This is a genomic window from Mesorhizobium zhangyense, from assembly GCF_011045115.1.
Classification (GTDB): domain Bacteria; phylum Pseudomonadota; class Alphaproteobacteria; order Rhizobiales; family Rhizobiaceae; genus Mesorhizobium_M; species Mesorhizobium_M zhangyense.
On the sequence record NZ_JAAKZG010000004.1, the window covers coordinates 327,830 to 344,984 of the forward strand.

9 protein-coding genes are annotated in these 17,155 nt (G+C 62.9%); 1 reads left to right on the plus strand and 8 read right to left on the minus strand.

Translation table 11 applies throughout. From position 1 onward, the window contains the following. Nucleotides 1-16: 16 nt before the first annotated feature. Genes G6N74_RS11415 through G6N74_RS11430 form a run of 4 tightly spaced genes read right to left on the minus strand, consistent with a single transcriptional unit; the run spans nucleotide 17 to nucleotide 6,038 of the window. On the minus strand, nucleotides 17-1,294 hold the full coding sequence (locus tag G6N74_RS11415; protein ID WP_165117330.1) for an NAD(P)/FAD-dependent oxidoreductase: 1,278 nt from the start codon (nucleotides 1,292-1,294) through the stop codon (nucleotides 17-19). After that, nucleotides 1,291-1,959 (minus strand): VOC family protein, encoded by a 669-nt coding sequence (locus tag G6N74_RS11420; RefSeq protein ID WP_165117331.1) that lies wholly within the window; start codon nucleotides 1,957-1,959, stop codon nucleotides 1,291-1,293. Before G6N74_RS11420 ends, G6N74_RS11415 begins: the two co-directional genes overlap by 4 nt. Before the next feature lie 6 nt (nucleotides 1,960-1,965). Then, nucleotides 1,966-3,951, minus strand: a complete 1,986-nt coding sequence (locus G6N74_RS11425; RefSeq protein WP_165117332.1) for a hydantoinase B/oxoprolinase family protein — start codon at nucleotides 3,949-3,951, stop codon at nucleotides 1,966-1,968. Then, nucleotides 3,951-6,038, minus strand: coding sequence for a hydantoinase/oxoprolinase family protein (locus tag G6N74_RS11430; protein WP_246245724.1), 2,088 nt, complete (start codon nucleotides 6,036-6,038; stop codon nucleotides 3,951-3,953). The genes G6N74_RS11425 and G6N74_RS11430 overlap by 1 nt, the downstream gene beginning before the upstream one ends. A 185-nt stretch (nucleotides 6,039-6,223) precedes the next feature. On the opposite strand from G6N74_RS11430, the gene G6N74_RS11435 reads away from it, so the two are divergent. Further along, nucleotides 6,224-7,234 (plus strand): LacI family DNA-binding transcriptional regulator, encoded by a 1,011-nt coding sequence (locus tag G6N74_RS11435; protein WP_165117334.1) that lies wholly within the window; start codon nucleotides 6,224-6,226, stop codon nucleotides 7,232-7,234. 62 nt (nucleotides 7,235-7,296) lie between these two features. On the opposite strand, the gene G6N74_RS11440 is transcribed toward G6N74_RS11435, so the two are convergent. The 4 genes from G6N74_RS11440 to G6N74_RS11455 form a co-directional block, all read right to left on the minus strand. Next, entirely contained in the window at nucleotides 7,297-13,605 is a 6,309-nt protein-coding gene (locus G6N74_RS11440; protein WP_165117336.1) for an autotransporter-associated beta strand repeat-containing protein, read from the minus strand. A gap of 564 nt (nucleotides 13,606-14,169) precedes the next feature. Continuing rightward, nucleotides 14,170-15,033 (minus strand): HpcH/HpaI aldolase/citrate lyase family protein, encoded by an 864-nt coding sequence (locus tag G6N74_RS11445; RefSeq protein WP_165117338.1) that lies wholly within the window; start codon nucleotides 15,031-15,033, stop codon nucleotides 14,170-14,172. Between the two features lie 24 nt (nucleotides 15,034-15,057). Further along, nucleotides 15,058-16,095 carry an MBL fold metallo-hydrolase gene (locus G6N74_RS11450; protein WP_165117340.1) on the minus strand — a complete coding sequence of 346 codons (1,038 nt, stop codon included), beginning with the start codon at nucleotides 16,093-16,095 and terminating at the stop codon, nucleotides 15,058-15,060. Then, entirely contained in the window at nucleotides 16,092-17,150 is a 1,059-nt protein-coding gene (locus tag G6N74_RS11455; protein WP_165117342.1) for a MaoC family dehydratase, read from the minus strand. Before G6N74_RS11455 ends, G6N74_RS11450 begins: the two co-directional genes overlap by 4 nt. Between the last annotated feature and the right edge of the window lie 5 nt (nucleotides 17,151-17,155).

Below are 17,155 nucleotides of genomic sequence, written 5' to 3' on the forward strand. Positions count from 1 at the left end.
TCCTTCCTTGCGATACTCAGATTTCGCGGCTGTCCTGCCAGCGCAGATAGGGCAGGATAAGGCGTGCCGTGCGGCTGACAAAGGGATGGTACGGCACAGGCTTGAGCGGTGTCGGGCGTAATGCCAGCTGTTCATCGGGAACGTCGCAGACCGCATCCGCAAGCACTTCTGCCATGGCACAGGCAAGCGCAAGCCCTCGCCCATTGCAACCGATCCATGTAGCAAGGCCGTCCGGCGTGCGGTGCAGGCGCGGCAGGCGATCCACCGTCATGGCGATGCGACCGCCCCAGAAGTCCGTCATGGTTGCTGCGGCAAGATCGGGCCTGAATGCGATCAACCTACGATGGATGAGACGCGGCAGGCGTGTGCCGGCAGCAAACTGCAGGGCGAGCGCTCCACCGGAAACGATACGGCCATCGCGGTCCTTGCGCATGTAGCGCAAATCCTGCCGCGTGTCGGAAAAAGCCTCGTCCCCCGGAAGCACCGTCTCGGCCAGCCTGCCCAGCGGCGCGGTCGCAGCCTGATAGGAGGTGACCGGCACGATGGTCTGCGCCAGGCCGGGCCAAAGGTTGCCGGTATGTGCCGCGGTGGCGAGCGCTACGCGCGGCGCGCGCACCCGTCCGTTGGGTGTGGTGATGCTCCAGACCCCGCCCTCGCGGGAAAGGGCAAGAGCAGGGCTGCGTTCGTAAACCGCAACGCCTTCCCCGGCAGCGGCGCGCGCAAGGCCAAGCGTGAAGGCATAGGGATTGATGTGTCCGCCGCCGCGATGTTCCCAGCCACCGAAATAGGCTTGCGAGCCAATGCGCGCAGCCATAGCGTCCTTGTTAAGCGGACCCGCAAGGGCACCGACCACCGCCCATTGCTCGGCCATTTTGCGTGCGCGCAGCTCGCGCCCTGGCGAATGCGCCGGCTGCAGCCAGCCGGTTCGGCGCGCGTCGCATTCGATGCCATGCTTTTCGATCAGCCCGAAGGGGCGATCGGCCGCTCCCGCCAGCAGATCCAGGAATGGCTGCCCCAGCGTCTTGCGGATCGCGTCAGGTCCATGACGTGTCAGTGCAGCAATCACCTGTCCGTTGGCACGACCGGATGCGCCGGCGCCAATCGTGGCGGCCTCGAGCACCACGACCTTGCGGCCACGCCGCCTGAGCTCCAGCGCGGTCGTGAGCCCGGCAATGCCGCCGCCGATGACGACGACGTCGGCATCCCGCACACCTTCGAGCTTCGGCGCAGAAAAGCGCTCGGCCGAAAGACGCTGCCAGAGCGGTGATACCGGGTCTCGCGGCCAGGAATTCATGATGCCTGCGCTTCCTCGATCAGAACGCCCGTCACGTGATGGATAGCGGCCAGTGCGTCCCCCGGAACCGGGCGGTCGAAAGCAATCGTGATCCGGCCCGTTGGACCATCGGACACCGGCAAGGCAGGCCAGTTCCCGCCCGCGAACGGCTCAAGCGCGGTACCTTGCGGAACCATGGCAGCCGTGACGCGCCGTGCGCCATTTTCATGCTGCAAGGCATCCGGCAACCACAGCAGTTCCGGCGTATGGTGCTGGCAGTACAGACACTGGAGACCCGGTGTCTGATCAGGCGAGAGACGAATTACCGAGAAGCCGAGTTCTCCTTCCGTAACGGGACGGGAAAAGCGCCGCACCGGATCAGCCGCAAGACCGCGCTCAAAGAGTTGCGCAGCCGTTTGCTCGATGTCGCTCGTGCCGAGGGCGATACCTTTGAGCCCCGGACCCGACTTGAGAAGTCTGCCCCACGCATCGCTGGCCGGCGTCTCCGCAACGATGCCCATCAGCTCGATATAGACTTGCGGCAGAACAATGCAGGTGTTGGCCGTGCCGGACGCCGCGCTGTGGCGGGCAATCGGCGTTGCCGTAAAACCCGCATCAAGGCAGGCCTTGTGCGCCGCTCCCAGCTCCGGGACGAGCACGACAAAATGATCGACGCCAAGCAGCATGCGTCCTTAACCCTTCAGGCTCGCGACGGTGCGAACGAAATCATCTCGCGCGTCAGCCTTCGCCTGCTCGTCCGCCGCTGCACGCGGGAACCCTTCCGGCAGTTGGCCGAGCGTTTTTGCGAAAATATCGCGGCGGTATCTTTGGCGGCGCGCAAGCGGAAGCGTCAGGAGATGTGCGTTGAGCGTATCCATCGCTCCGGCATCAAAGACTTCATCCCACGCTGCCCTCTCCGGGCCAAAATCAACCACCCGCTCTTCGCTTGTACATTTTGCACGCAAAACCAGTGTTGCCGCTTCATCGACGGCATCCGAGACGATCACCACGCCATAGCTCTGCCGCGCGCCTTCGATCGTCACGAAGCCGTTGAGCACGTCCGACAGGACCGAGGCGGGATCGCGCTCACGCGGATCGCCCCAGCCGCCCGCGCCCGGCGTGCGGAAAGTGACGATGTCACCTGCGCCGACGTCCAACACATCGATCTTGCCAAGCCAGCGTTCACCGGGTTTTCCTTCGTTGACCACAAGGCTGCCGGGCAGCCCCGGCCGTCCACCATTCCGACCCCATGGACGGAAAAGCAGACGCTCCATGCCGCGGCCGAGAACATTGGTCCCATCCTTCAGGATGCGAAACGACAGTTCCATTCCGCAGCCGCCACGCCACCTGCCGGCACCGCCTGAATCCGGACGCAGGCCATAGCGCAGGATCTCTATGGCGAGTTCGGCTTCCACGGTCTCGACCGGATTGTTGGCAAGATTGGAAATGCCGGAGTCGCGACCGTCAATTCCGTCCACGCCCTGCCGTGCACCGGTTCCGCCAATCATCGGCTCAACCACCTGGACGTTGCGCCCACCCCTGTCGTTCGGCTCGGCAACGACCACCGGAATGACCGTGCCGGAAGACGCAGCCGGCATCACCGCGGGCAAAGCCAGACCCAGGGCGCCATTGAGCACATCATTGACTCGAATGGCAGCAGCATGCCGCACGCCGGTCGCGGCCGGCTCGTCCGGATTTACGATCGTTCCGGCCGGTGCGGTGATGCTGACGGGACGCAGAAGTCCGGCATTGAGTGGCGCAGTGGGGTCCAGCGTATGGATCATCGCGAGAATCCGCAGCGTCAGCCAGGCATGCGGGCGCCCGCGCGAGGGGATGTTCATCGCAGCGGCCACCTGCGGGTCCGATCCCGTGAAATCGAGATGGATCGTTCCATCCCCTATCGTCAAAGCGAGCGAGAGCCGCACCGGCAAGGCACTGACGGCATCGTCGTCGAGGTAGTCCACGAAGCGGTATGTTCCGGCAGGTATCCGGCCCAACACGGCGCGCGCCTTCTTCTCGGCATAGGTGGTCAATTCCGCCTGGGCGTCCAGCAACGTCTCCGTGCCATGCTGTGCGATTATCTGCCTGATGCGGCGGCTGCCCGTATCGAGCGCGGCAAGCATCGCACGTATGTCGCCCATATTCGCGTCGGCGGTCCGGCTGTTGGCGTTCAGAAAGAGGGCGACATCGCCATTCAACTCGCCTCGACGCATGAGCTTGACCGGAGGGATGCGCAGCCCTTCCTGATAAATCTCATGGTTGGTGGGCGAGATCGACGACGGTACGCGGCCGCCGATATCGGAGCAGTGAACGAAGCACCAGCCATAGGCGACGATGCGGTCTTCGTGAAAATAGGGCGCGATCACCTGCAGATCGGGAAGGTGGGTAGCGAGGCCATGCGAATAATAGGGGTCGTTTGTCAGTATGACGTCGCCCGGTTCGAGATCGCCAACGACCTCGATGGTCGGTGCACATTCCAAACCGACAAAACCGGAAACGCCTATGGAACGCGGATAGGCGAAGAACCGACCATCCAACCCGGCAAGGGCGCAAGCGAAATCGGCAGTCTCCTTGACATAGAGCGTGCGACCGGTGCGTTGCAAGGTAACGCACATCTCCTCGGTGACGGCGGCAACCTTGTTGTTCAGTATCTCGAGTGTGACCGGATCGAGCGTCATCAACGCACCTTCTCAAGATGCAGGTTGCCGAGAGCATCCACGCGGCCCGACCATCCGGGCAGAACGACCACTGTGGTATCCTCTTGCTCCACCACGGCCGGACCCGAAAAACGCAGATCTGCCCGAAGCGCGGCACGGTCGAGAACCGACGCCTCGATCCACGCACCCTTGTGAAAAATAGAACGAGCGCCCTTCACGGCAGTGGACGAGGTTGGCACGGCAATGGGCCGCTCGGGCAACGGTGGTGTGATGCCAATCGCTGCAAGCCTCACGGTGCCGAGTTCGATCGCAGCAGCGGCATCGCGAAAGCCGTATATACGCTCATGCTCTTCGTGGAATGCATCTGCAAGCCGGGTGGCATCAAGATCGGCACCGGGCAAACTGACCCGGAGCTCGTAAGCCTGTCCGGCGTAGCGCATGTCGGCTGAATGCTCGAAGTTGCGGGCTTGGCCTGCTCCTTCCGCGTCGAGCCAATCCATTCCGTCACGGGTCAGGGATTGAAATGTCTCCGCCAAGCGTAGCGATGCGATCCCTTCGAGCGGCAGCCGCAGGCTGCGGACGAAATCCCGCCTGAGATCCGCGGCTGCAGCCCCCTGCGCGCAGAATGTTCCTGCGGCCATGGGAATGACGATGTGGGAGAGGCCGATCTCTTCCGCCAGCAGGCTTGCATGCGTGGGGCCGGCGCCGCCGAACGGCATAAGAACGAAGTCGCGTGGATCCAGGCCTCGTTGCGCCAGGACCTTGTAGATAGAACTTGCCATTCCGGTCGTCGCCAGAGCGAGCGCGCCTTCCGCGGTCCTGGACGCGATCTCGGAAGGCGAGCCGTCAAAGCCGAGCCTACGTCCCGTCTCGGCAAGTGCCGCCCGTGCCGCTTCGGCATCGAGAGACATCCGGCCACCGAGAAAGCCGGCAGGATTGATATAACCGAGTGCGACATAGCAGTCCGTCACCGTCGGTTCGGTACCGCCGAGCCCATAGGAAACCGGGCCGGGCTTTGCTCCGGCACTGCGCGGGCCGACCTTGATGATGCCGTGCGGATCGACCCAGATGACCGATCCTCCGCCAGCGCCGATGGCGCTGACATCCACGACGGGAAGCACCAGCGGCAATCCCCCGACATATGTCTGGGTGGCGAGGGCCGGCGAGCCGGCCTTGGCAACCGCGATGTCGGACGACGTGCCACCCATGTCGAAGGTGATGATATCGGTCAAACCGGCTGCCTGCGCGAGCCGGACAGCCGCCATCACCCCCGAGGCTGGACCCGAAAGGATCGTCTCGACCGGACGCTCCATTGCCGAGGCAACGTTGAGCGAGCCGCCATTGGAAGCCGTTACGACGATCGGCGCCGTTATGCCCTCGGTGGCGAGACCCTCGCGCAGATTTTCGAGATAGCGCTTGATGAGCGGCTGGACATAGGCATTCAGGCAGGCGACCAGCGTGCGTTCATACTCGCGGATTTCCGGCCAGATCGCTGCAGCAGAAGAGACCGGCACGCCGGCTGCGAGGGAAAGCCGTGCTGCGATATCCTCCTCGGCTTGCGGCGCGGTGTAGCCGTTGATCACGACAAGGGCTGCCGCCTCGACGTCGAGTGCCGAAAGCTGCGCCGCCACCTGTTCGATTTCCGCTTCGCTCGGCTCAAGCGTCATCTGCCCCTTCGAGGAGAACCGCGCCGCGATTTCGATTACCCGCGACCGCGGCACAAGCGGAACTTCCTTCGATGCGTGGAGATCGAAGGATGAAGGCATGCGTGAGCGCGCAATCTCCAGCACGTCGCGATAGCCTTGCGTGACAACAAGACCGATACGCGCGCCCTTGCGCTGTATGATCGCGTTCAGGCCGATCGTGGTGCCGTGCATCAGGACGGAAATGTCCTGGGGTTCCAAACCAGCCTGGTCGAGAAGTGCCTTCAGCCCGACGATGAATGCCCGTGACGGATCATCCGGCGTCGATGGTTCCTTGTAGAAGACAAGCCGTCCGTCCCGCGGATCCGACAGCACGAAATCGGTGAACGTGCCGCCGACGTCGATCCCTATCCGCACACCTGCCGACGATACCGGCGCGGCCAATGGATCACGCGTCGAATTCAACGGAGAGCTCCGACCGGACAACTGGCTTGCATTGTGAATCTTGCCTGCGAAGGGTTTTGCGGTGATTGTAGCGCTACAATAGTTCTGGCTTTCTAGAAGTCAACGCGCGGGAAAGATAGCCTCGCCTTTGCGAAAGACGGCCTGATTCTGGAAGAAACGCTCGCAATTGGAGGAGAAAAGAGAACATGACTTCCAGCGACGGCTTCCGGCGGATGACGACGATGCGCGAGGTGGCAGAGGCCGCGGATGTATCGCCGATGACGGTATCCAATACCTTCCGCTATCCGGACCGTGTGCAGGAGGACACCCGGCAGCGCGTTGAAGACGTAGCGAGACAGCTTGGCTATGTGCCCAACATGTCAGCCGGGCATCTGGCGGCGGGAAAGAGCCGCCTGATCGGCAGCACCATCCCTTCAGTAAAGAACTCCAGTTTCTATCAATATATCAGCGGCCTGGAGGAAGCGGCTGATGCCGCAGGCAAGAAGCTCGTCTTCATGCTGGCGGAATCGCCGGAGCAGGAATTCGAAGCGGTGCAAGCTTTCATCGGACTGCGCGTATCCGGCCTGATCCTGATCGGCAATGAACACACGCCGGCCACGGTCGATTTGCTGCGGCGGTCGGGCATCCCGCTGGTCGAGACCTGGCTGCTGCATGATCCGATCGACAAGGCAATCGGCTACGATATCGCGGCTGCGGTGCGAGCGGCTTGTCGGCATCATATCAAGGCCGGGCGACGGCGGATCGGTCTCGTCAGCCATGGCGATCCGGCCTCACGGCGGTTTCGCGAACGCCCGCCTGTCTTTCGCGCGGAAATGCGTGCTGCGGGATTGCGCGAGGACCTTATCGTGGACGTGGCCGAGCCGCATGGATTTGAGGCTGGAAGCGAAGCACTGGACAACCTTCTGAGCCTCGACCGCGAACTGGACGCGGTGATCTGTCCGACCGATATCGTCGCCGCCGGCATCATATTCGAATGCAACCGCCGCAATATCGCAGTACCTCAGAAAATCGGGGTAATCGGTTGGGGTGATTACGAAATTGCCTCGGCGATCGCACCGAAACTGACGACGGTGAAGCCCAATCCAAAGGAAATCGGCTCCGGTGCCGTCAAGTTGCTTTTCCAGCAAGATAATCAGTTGCCAGGATTGAGCGTAGACACAGGTTTTGACCTGATCGAGCGTGAAACCGCGTCTTAGGAACTCACCGCGATATCGAGATCAACGCCAACTCAGCGTCGTTGGCGTTGACCCCTGACACTTCAAAACGCGACGCCGAGCCTTGCCTTGAAGCCGTGCTCTTGTGCGCCTGAGCCATATTGCCCGGTGTAGGAGGCACTGATGCTGGCGGTGTCGGAAAGCTTGAGGTCGAGGCCGGCTTCGACGAGGGCTGCATTGCGCGCGATCGGGGTGCCGGCCACGGTGAAGGCATTGCTGCCGGCAAAGGCTGCCGTGGACAGCGGCGTGACATCGCCGAAGGCATGCCGCCAACCGAGCATGCCCTTTGCCGTCACCTCGACCGTGCCGAGGGTGAAGGCCGATGCAGCACGCAGGCCCAGCGTGGTGAAGGTAACGTCGGTGGTCTGGCTGGCACTGGCAAGCGCTGCGGCCCCGCCCTGTTCGGCAAAGCCACCTGTGCGTAGACTGACATAGGCGAGGTTAGCGAAGGGTTCGAAGCTGAACGCTCCCGCCTCGATGCCATAACCGAACTCGCCGAAGAGCTGCGTGGTGCCGGCGCGGTAATCGCCCTTGAGCTGGTCGCTGAAGCCCGGGAAGGCAACGTCGCGGCGGGTCTCGATGTCGTGCCAGCTATAGGCAAGGCCGGTGCGGAAGGCGAGCGCGCCCCACTGCGTGCCGCCATAAAGGCCGACATGGTAATTGTCGCTGTCGCCGGAAGAGGCGCGACCCTTCACGTCGAAGCTGGAGCGGCTGTAGCCGGCAAGCAGGCCGAGCCGCCAGTCGCCCAGCATAGCATCGCCGCCGACGAGCAGGCCGCCGGTCGAGTGGTCCAGCCGCGCGGCATTGCCGTCGCTGCCGACATGACCCCAGGAACCGAAGGCATTGCCCCAGACGGCAAGGCCATGGTCGGACGAGGCGGGTGCCAAGTGCTGACCGTCCGGCCCGTAGGCCAGAATCGGGACGGGTGCTGCACCCACACCCTCAAAGGCAGCGCGGATGCGGTCGTTGGCTGCATTGCGGATATGGGCGGTATCCTCGATCAGCGCGGTCTTGGCCGAAGCATGAACCTCGCCCGAGAGCCCGTCGAAAGCGGCACGGGCCTGCGCTGCGTCGAGCACCAGCAAGGTGTTGTAAAGCGCCAGCGACGCACCACTCTGTTCCAGCGTGTCGAGCGCCCCGGCGGTTGCGAGCTGGTTGCGGGTTTCGGCAACCGTCCCGAACAGTGGCGGCGTTTCCGGCTCTTCCGGTTCTTCAGGCTCTTCCGGATCAGGGCCCTTGATCTTGATGGTCAGATCGACCGACTTGGCCTTGTGATCGAGCGTCAGGTCGAGGAAGGCCGACTGGGTGAGCGGCGCGGCGAATGTTCCGCTGACACCGCCATCGGCATTCAGGATCCGATATGTCTGGCCGTTCTGGTAGCTGACCTTCGGGTCGAGCGCCATCACGGAGACATTGCTGCCCGACACTGTCGCCTTGCCGGTGACGTCGATGCGGTCGGAAGTGCCGGTGCCGGCGATCTCGACCCGATAAATGGAGCCCGCAGCCAAGGTTAGATCGCCATTGACCTTTAGCGTGCCGATCGAATTGCCCGGTGCGATGATGCCGCCGGATGCTACCGATGTCGTGCCGATCGTGCCCGAGCCGCCGAGAAAGCCGCCCGATGCAACCACCAGCGTGCCGCCAAGCGAGCCGAACCCGCCCACACCGACGCTGAGCCGCCCGCCCGAGACCGTGGTCAGGCCCTCAAATGCCGAACTGTCGCCGGTCAGGCGAAGATCGCCCGCGCCTGCCTTGATGAAGTCGCCCGCGCCCGAGATCACGCCGGCATAAGTGGCATTGGCCGCATCATCAAGGGTGAAGCGGGCTCCGATGCCGATAGCGGCATCGCCACCAAACCGCGACGCCGAGCTGACCAGCCCGCCCGTCTCGACCGACCAGTCGAGGCTCGATGCGCCCGCGAGCGTCAACGTGCCTGCTCCCCGCTTGATCATCGCACCATTGGTGCCGCCTAGACCGGCAATAGTGCCGGCAAAGGTGTTGTCCGCGCCCTGATCGAAGACCACGATCGCGGCATTGCCGATATTGCCCGAGATCGATGCCGTGTTGCCGGCCAGCGTTCCCTGCGCGACCAGCGTGTTGCCATAGGCATTGGCCCCGGTGAGCACCAGCGTGCCGGCGCCCGTCTTGTAAAGATCGCCCGCGCCGGTGATTGCGCCGCCGAGCCCGAGTTGGGTTGCGGCGGCAACATCGAAGCGGCCTGTCGTGTCGAGCGCAACAGCGCGCGCGCTGTCGAAGCTCGAAATTGTCGCCAGCGTGCCGCCGGTGAAGGCAAGCCCGCCCGCCACATTGCCGAGATTGGCATCCGAGGCGACCGACAGCGTGCCGCCGCGCAACTCGGTGCCGCCCGCATAGGTGTTGGCGCCTTCCAGCACCAGCGTGCCGAGATCGTCCTTGATCAGGCGTGCAGTGCCGGTCAGCGAGGAGGCGATGGTCGCTGTCGTCGCAGCACCGGCTGCAGTGCCGTCGCCAACCCGGATGATGCTCTCCCCGCCGATGCCTGCGAGCGCGATGCCATCGCCCTCGATCCGGTATCCGTCGGTGACAAACTGCATGCCCGTGGCAGCGACAGTACCGGACCCGTCATCCACTGTCACCGTTCCCGCCACGCCCTGGAACACGGCGAAAGCGGGGTCCGGCAGCATCGGCCCGTTGAGCGCGCCGTCGTCGCCGGTCCAGGTCGCGCCCTCAGCACTCCACACGCCGTCGCCGCCATTGATGATGCCGTCATTGATGCCGGCCGGATCGCCGCCATCCCAGAACCGGAGCTGCTGGCCTGCCGTATTGACCAGATTGACCTGTTGGGCGGCCGCGGTCTGGACGAACATTGTGGCCGCATCGACGCCGGTCGGTACCATGCCGATATCAAGCCCGTTATCGGTCAACGCGCCACCATAGTCGAACAGGCGATAAACGCCGGCGCCGAACCCGCCCTGGTCGGTGATGTTGAGTGTGCCGTCGAGCGTCAGGTCGCCGTGGACGTCGAACAGCGCTGCCGTCGGCGCGCCGCCGAGCGCGACGTCTATCGACGAGGCCGCATCCAGCGCCAGGTCGCCGCCGATGGTCAGGGTCTGGCCCTGGGCCCCGGCAAGGACGCCGCCCGCCGAAAACCGCACATCGCCCGCGATGCTGCCCGTTCCCGACACGGTGCCGCTGCCCGAGACGTCGACATCGCCGGCAATGCTGCCACCCGCCCCGCCATCGCCGATCCGCAGCGTGCCGTTCGAGACGGTCGTGCCGCCGGTGTAGGTGCTGGCGCCGGTGAGCGTCAGCGTGCCGGTGCCGGTCTTGACGAGGGAGCCGCCGGTCCGACCGCATCCGCACGATGGATCGTCGTCGGCGATCTCGCCGGCGAATTCGGTCGAAGCACCGTTGCCGCCGACGACGAGACGGTTTTCGCCAAGGAAGAACGTGCCGGTGCTGGTGCCGGCGATCGACCCGGCGGTGACGAGGCCGTCGCCATCCGTGCCAAGTGTGTTGCTCAGGTCGAAGACGCTGCCATTGGCGACGAGAGCCGCCTTGCCGGCCGTGGAATAATCGGTGAAGTAGACATACGCATCTTCCGTCGCGGTTATGGTCGCGTTGTCGGCGCTGCTTTCGCCGTAAAAGATGAGCACGCCGTTGTTGGTGATGGTCGCCATGCCGGCGCTGGTCATGTCAGCGAAGACAACGCCGCCATCGTTGATGATGTCTGCCTCGCCGGCACTGCTCGTGTCGTCGAAGGCGAGAAGGCCGGTGTTGGTGATCGAGGTCGATCCCGCCGACATGTTGTTGTGGAAGACGGTGAAGCTTTTATTCCGGATCATCGTAACGTCCGTAAGATCGGCCTTGACGATCTCGAGGATGCCGCCATCATTGACGATCTCGCCGAGGATCGTTGTCGTCAGGCTGCCAGCGCCGCCGGCCTCGGTGCCGAGAACGAGCGTGCCCCCCGAGACGGCGGTGCCCCCCAGATAGCTGTTTGTGCCGGTGAGGACGAGAGTTCCGTCGCCCTCGATATCGAGGCCGCCGTCGCCGTCGATATCGCCGCCGAGCGTCAGAGACGTCCCGGAAACGGGGGCGAAGCTGCCCCCCGAAGTTCCCAGCGAGATGGCCCGGGTCATTTCGATGTCGGCGAGCGACTCCAACGTGCCGCCATCGAGCTTCAGTCGGCCCGTGGCCGCGCCGAGATTGGCGTCGTCGGAAATGGCCAGCGTTCCGTCCGAGACGGTAGTGCCGCCGCCATAGGTATTGGCGCCCGTAAGGGACAGCGCACCCTCACCCTTCTTGGTGAGTGTGCCACTTGTTCCGCCATTGTCCCTGATTATGCCGCTCAGCGTCAGATCGGCAGTTGTATCGACCGTGAGACTCCCATTGGAAATACCGACGAGATCAATGTCGTTGGCCAGCGTCACTGTCTTGTTCGCACCCAGGATTGCGTTTGATCCGAAGACAGACAGTGTGCTGTCTGCAAGCGCGTTGTCATGCCCGACAATCAGCGTCGCATCGGCCAAGAACGTGCCGCCACCAGCGCCCCCGACATTGTAGGTGTTTGCGCTGTTCAGAACCAGCGTCCCGGCACTGATGCCCAGATGCCCACCGCGGATCACGCCATTCATGGTCAGGGTACCGGTGCCGTTCTTGTTCAGAGTTCCCAAACCGGTCACATCGCCGTCGAAAGCGGTGTCGGTAGTTTGGTCGACATTGAGCATGCCGCCATTCGAATTTATCGTTCCGCCGGTGCCCTGTAGGGAAGAAACGACCTGCGAGTAGTTGCCCAAGTCGAACGTGCCGCCGTTGACGGTCAGCCCACCGGTACCGGCCGCATTGAGCCGTCCCAAAGCCAGCGTCCCCTCCGAGACGGTCGTGCCGCCGGAATAGGTGTTGGCGCCCGTAAGCGTCAGCGTGCCCTCACCCTCCTTTGTAAAGGTGCCGGTTCCTGAGATCGTGTTGGCAACGGTGAAATCGTCCGAGCGGTTGTAGACAAGCGCGCTGTTGTTGACGATCGCGCCCGAGCCGAGCTGGCCCGTCGTTCCGCCATTGCCGACCTGCAGGATACCTGCCGTGATTGTCGTGGTGCCGCTGTAGGTGTTGGCGCCGGTCAGGATCTGCGTGCCAGAACCGGTCCTGGTCAGCGTGCCCGACCCTGAAATCGTATTGGCAACGGTGAAAGTGCCCGAGCGGTTGTAGACAAGCGCGCTGTTGTTGACGACCGCGCCCGAGCCGAGTTGACCCGTCGTTCCGCCATTGCCGACCTGCAGCACGCCTGCCGTGATTGTCGTGGTGCCGCTGTAGGTGTTGGCGCCCGTAAGCGTCAGTGTGCCAGCGCCGGTCTTGGTCAGCGTGCCCGACCCTGAAATCGTATTGGCAACCGTGGCACTGATAGCCTGATCGAAAGTGAGTCCGCCGGTCACGCCGATGCCGCCGTTCAGCGACCAGCCAGTGTTCAGGGTGAGAAAATTGTTGCCGCCGGTGAAGTCGATGGCGTTGGCCCGGCTGGTGCCGTCGCCACTGAACCCACCGGAAATGGCGCCGGAAAGCGACACAGTGAGCCCCGAGCCGGAGAGACCCACACCGCCTGCGCCGGCGAAGTCGAAACCGGTGGCGCTGGGCGCACCGCCATTGCCGCCGGTAATCGCGCCGCTGGCGTCAATGGTGATGGCAAGGTTGTCTCCGACGAGACCTGCGCCACCCGCACCACCTTTCGATCGGTATTGGTAGGGGACATTCACATGGGCTGCCCCGGCATTGCCGCCATTGCCACCTGTCACCCCGGCGCCGATGGTGACGGTCTTGCCGCCCGTGCCCGAAAACAGCAGGCCCACACCGCCGCTGCCGCCATTGCCGCCATAATCAATCTCTCTAGGTAGGCTGGTTGCACCACCTGCGCCACCCGCACCACCTTCCAGATTGGTCGAAAGCAAGCCCTTGTCGCCGTCTCCGATGACGACCGCGCCATAGCCGCCCGCGCCGCCGCCACCGCCATCGCCGTAGTTTCCATCGCCGCCCTTACCACCTTTGCCGCCGGTGGTTGTCGTGCCCGGAAGTGCAGTATCGACGGAGCCATGCGCGCCGCCGCCGCCACCGCCGCCACTGGCGTTGCTGCTACTGCCGCCGTCGGCACCCGCTTCGCCCGCGCTGGCCCCGCCATTGCCGCCGATGCTGTTGCCGCCGCTTGAACTGGTTGCTCCGTTTCCACCGGTCTTGCCGGCGCCGCCGCCACCGCCGGCGTAAGATGCTGCGACACCGTTCTCGCCGGTCCCTTCGGCACTGTCGACGCCGCCTCTACCGCCATAGAAACTTCCGGCACTTCCTGCGCCTCCATCGGCCCATGCCGGCTGGATCGAGACAGCCACGATCAGCGCAAGCGCCGATGTCGCAGTCAGGGCACGGCGCCAGGCGCGTGCGATAGATGGTGTGTTCAGCGGTGCAAGGTGTCGCCTGCCTGACGCATGCCCTTCGGCCGGCTGGGGACGAGGCCCCGAAAATCCCGGATTCCCTGCCATCCGCTGCCGCGGACGACTCTCCCCATCAGATACCATCGAAAAAATCCCCTACACCCGTTTCAATCCATACAGTTGAATTGGCGTTCGGCACAGAGGAAAAATGCAACCTTTCCGCGATTACTGGGTATTGCCGGGAAATTGACCCTTTTGCGCGCAGACTGATCTTGCGTTACTCGCGAAATGCGGGCAATTCCACATTGCAGCATCGCAAGCCGGCCATTGGTGGTGGGCCGCGAGCATCGCGCCGAGCAATCACGAGTTGTTTTGCCGTTTTCTCTTCTCGCAAGTCAGGCAATTATTCGCCGGCTGGCAATCAACTGGTACTGGAAAAGCCGATGCGCTCTGTGACTCACGCTTGAAGTGCTCGCAGTCGCGGATTTGCACTGGTGTTGCGATCAAGGTGGCAGTGAAAACTCACACAGACGCCGCTTTTACCAAAAGCCGTTGCGCCATCTCCAGGTGCAGGCGCTCGACCATTTTGCCCTCAAGAGAAATCACGCCCCTGCCCGCGTTGTCAGGATGATCAAACGCAGCGACGATTGCGCGGGCATTCTCGATGGCCTTCTGGCTCGGCGAAAAGACTTCGTTCGCTACATCTATCTGCGACGGGTGGATGAGCGTCTTGCCATCGAAACCGCGTTCAGCGCCCTCACGGCATTCGGCAGCAAAGCCATCGACATCTCTGAAGTCGTTGTAGACACCATCAAGAATGTCGATGAGAAATGCCTTGGCGTGGATCACCGCCGGGGCCAGCCATTCAACCATCGTCAGCCGCGCGCGCGAGCCCGCCAGCACCGTTTCCTTGGCCAGATCGTTGGTACCGGCGACAAGGCATTGCAGTCTTATGTCGCTTCGCGATCCAACCGCGCATATCTCCTTGATGTTGACGATCGCCAGGGGCGTTTCGATCATCGCCCACAGGCTGGCATCTGACGCACCGGCCTCGTCCAGCATGGCTCTGGCGGAACGCAGCTGATCGGCGGTCTCGACTTTCGGCAGAAGGACTGCATCGGGATGACAGGACGCAGCGGCTGCGAGATCGGCAGCGCCCCACCCCGTTTCCAGCGCGTTGACGCGGATCACCGTCTCCTTCTGGGAAGCAGGCGCATTTGCGAAATGCGCAACAAGCGCGTCACGCGCCTCCGCTTTTGCTTCCGGCGCGACCGAATCTTCGAGGTCGACGATCACCGTATCGCAAGCGAGCGTGCCCGCCTTGGCCAACGCCTTTGCGTTCGTGGCAGGAACATAAAGCACCGAGCGACGCGGCTTGTTCGTCATATCATCACCTGGAAAAGTCGTTGCTCAACGGCGCAATGCGAAGATGGTCCGGCCCTGATCATCGAGCCTTTCTTCGACGATGTTTCGGGCGACCAAGTAGTTGACGTGCGCCAATGTCTCGCCAAGCGCGAAGCCGATATTGTCCGGTCCCTCGATGTGCGGGAACATCTCTCGCGACAGTTCAAGCGCAGTGCTCGGATTGCTCAGGAAAGATGCAGTAGCATCGAGCCTTAGTCGATGATGATCGCGCAGTTCCGCGATGCGTTGATGAATGCCGCGATAGGGCAGGCCATGCGAGGGCAGGATGAGCGTATCTGCCGGAATTCCATCGAACTGCGGGAACGAATCCAGATAGTCGCCCAACGGGTCAGCTTTGGGCATCATTTCATAAACCGCGATCACCGGCGATATTCTGGGCAGTATATGGTCGCCTGCGATCAGGATGCCGCTTTCCTCGTTGAAGAAAGACGCATGCTCGAACGCGTGGCCGCGCGTGACGATAACACGCCATTCCCGCCCGCCCAGCCGAACGGCATCACCACTACGAATCTCGGTGATCCACCCTGGAATCTGAGACGAGAGGTCGATGAACCGCCGCCGGCTTTGCACGAGCCTGCCTGCGTCTTCATCGTCGAAACCGTGGCGGACGAGGTAGGAATGATGCGTAGCGCTTGAGCCCGGCACATCGTGCATATGGCTAAGCCTCGCCCAGACCCATTCCGCAAAAGTGCCGATGAAATCGGCATTGAAACGTTGCACGAGCCAGCCCGTCAGCCCGATATGATCGACATGCCCGTGGGTTGCGACGACCCGGCGCACCGGTTTGCTACGCATCGGGCCGGCCAGAAGACGCTCCCAAACGGTCAGTATTTCAGGCGTAGCGCAGCCTGTATCGATGACCGTCCAGCCGTCATCTTCCTCCAGAAACCAAACATTCACGTGGTCGAGCCGGAACGGCAGCGGCAGCCTGGCCCATAGCAGACCCTTTGTCACCTCCGTCACCTCACCGGCGGCCGGCGGCGCTTTCCACGGAAAATCGAGGCGCGATTTTTGCACGGTCATGCCTGGACTTCCCGCCTGGGCATCAACAGCCAATAATCGAGATCGAGCAGAACTACCGGCTCGCTTTCCGAGCCCGGTGCAGGAAATTCGCTGCAGGAAATGTCCTTCGTCGCGACGGTGCGGATGCGTAATGCCCCAATATCGCGCCGACCGTCGAACAGGTGTTTCTCCAACACTTCCGACCAGCAATAGACGGTGTCGCCGGCGGCGGCAGGATTGACGTGGCGTCCGCCATTGACCGCAGCGACGAACACGCCGTTCGCAAGACCGTTGAAAGACAGAGAACGCGCAAGGCTCATTATGTGCCCGCCGTAAACGATGCGCCTGCCGAAGCGGCTTGCCTTCTGCTGGACAGCGTCGAAGTGGCCTTTCGCCGTGTTCTGGTAAAGGCGCGTAGCGATCTGATGTTCGGCCTCTTCGATGGTCATGCCGTCGATATGATCGATCTTTTCGCCGACCTGATAATCATCGAAAAAATAAGGGCTTCCGCCCAGAATTGGATCGTATGCGCTTGCGTCGAGAGTGGGCGGCACCACGAGATCGGCGCCCTGAACGGACAAGCTCGTCTGCGGCACGTGGGTTTCAGCCGCCTTGTTCACCGGATCGCGCTTGTTGACCATCACCCAGCGCACGAATTCGAGAACCTTCACGCCATCCTGATTGATGCCGGTAGAGCGAACATAGACGATCCCCGTTTTACCGCTGGCGTTCTCGCGCAGGCCGATGACTTCGGACTTCGCGGTAAAACTGTCACCCGGCCATGCAGGTGCAAGGAACCGGCATTCGGCGTAGCCCAGATTGGCAACCGCATTGAGCGAAACATCCGGCACTGTCTTGCCGAAAATGACATGGAACAGCAGCAGATTGTCGATCGGCGCTCGCGGTAGGCCAAGGGACTGCGCAAATGCGTCCGAGGATTGCGGCGCAAAACGCATGCCGTAAAGCGCTGAGTAAAGAGCAACGTCGCCTGTGGTGATCGTGCGCGGAACGGCGTGGGCGATCTCCTGCCCGAGCCGGAAATCCTCGAAGAAATTGCCTGATGTCGATTTGGCCATGTCTG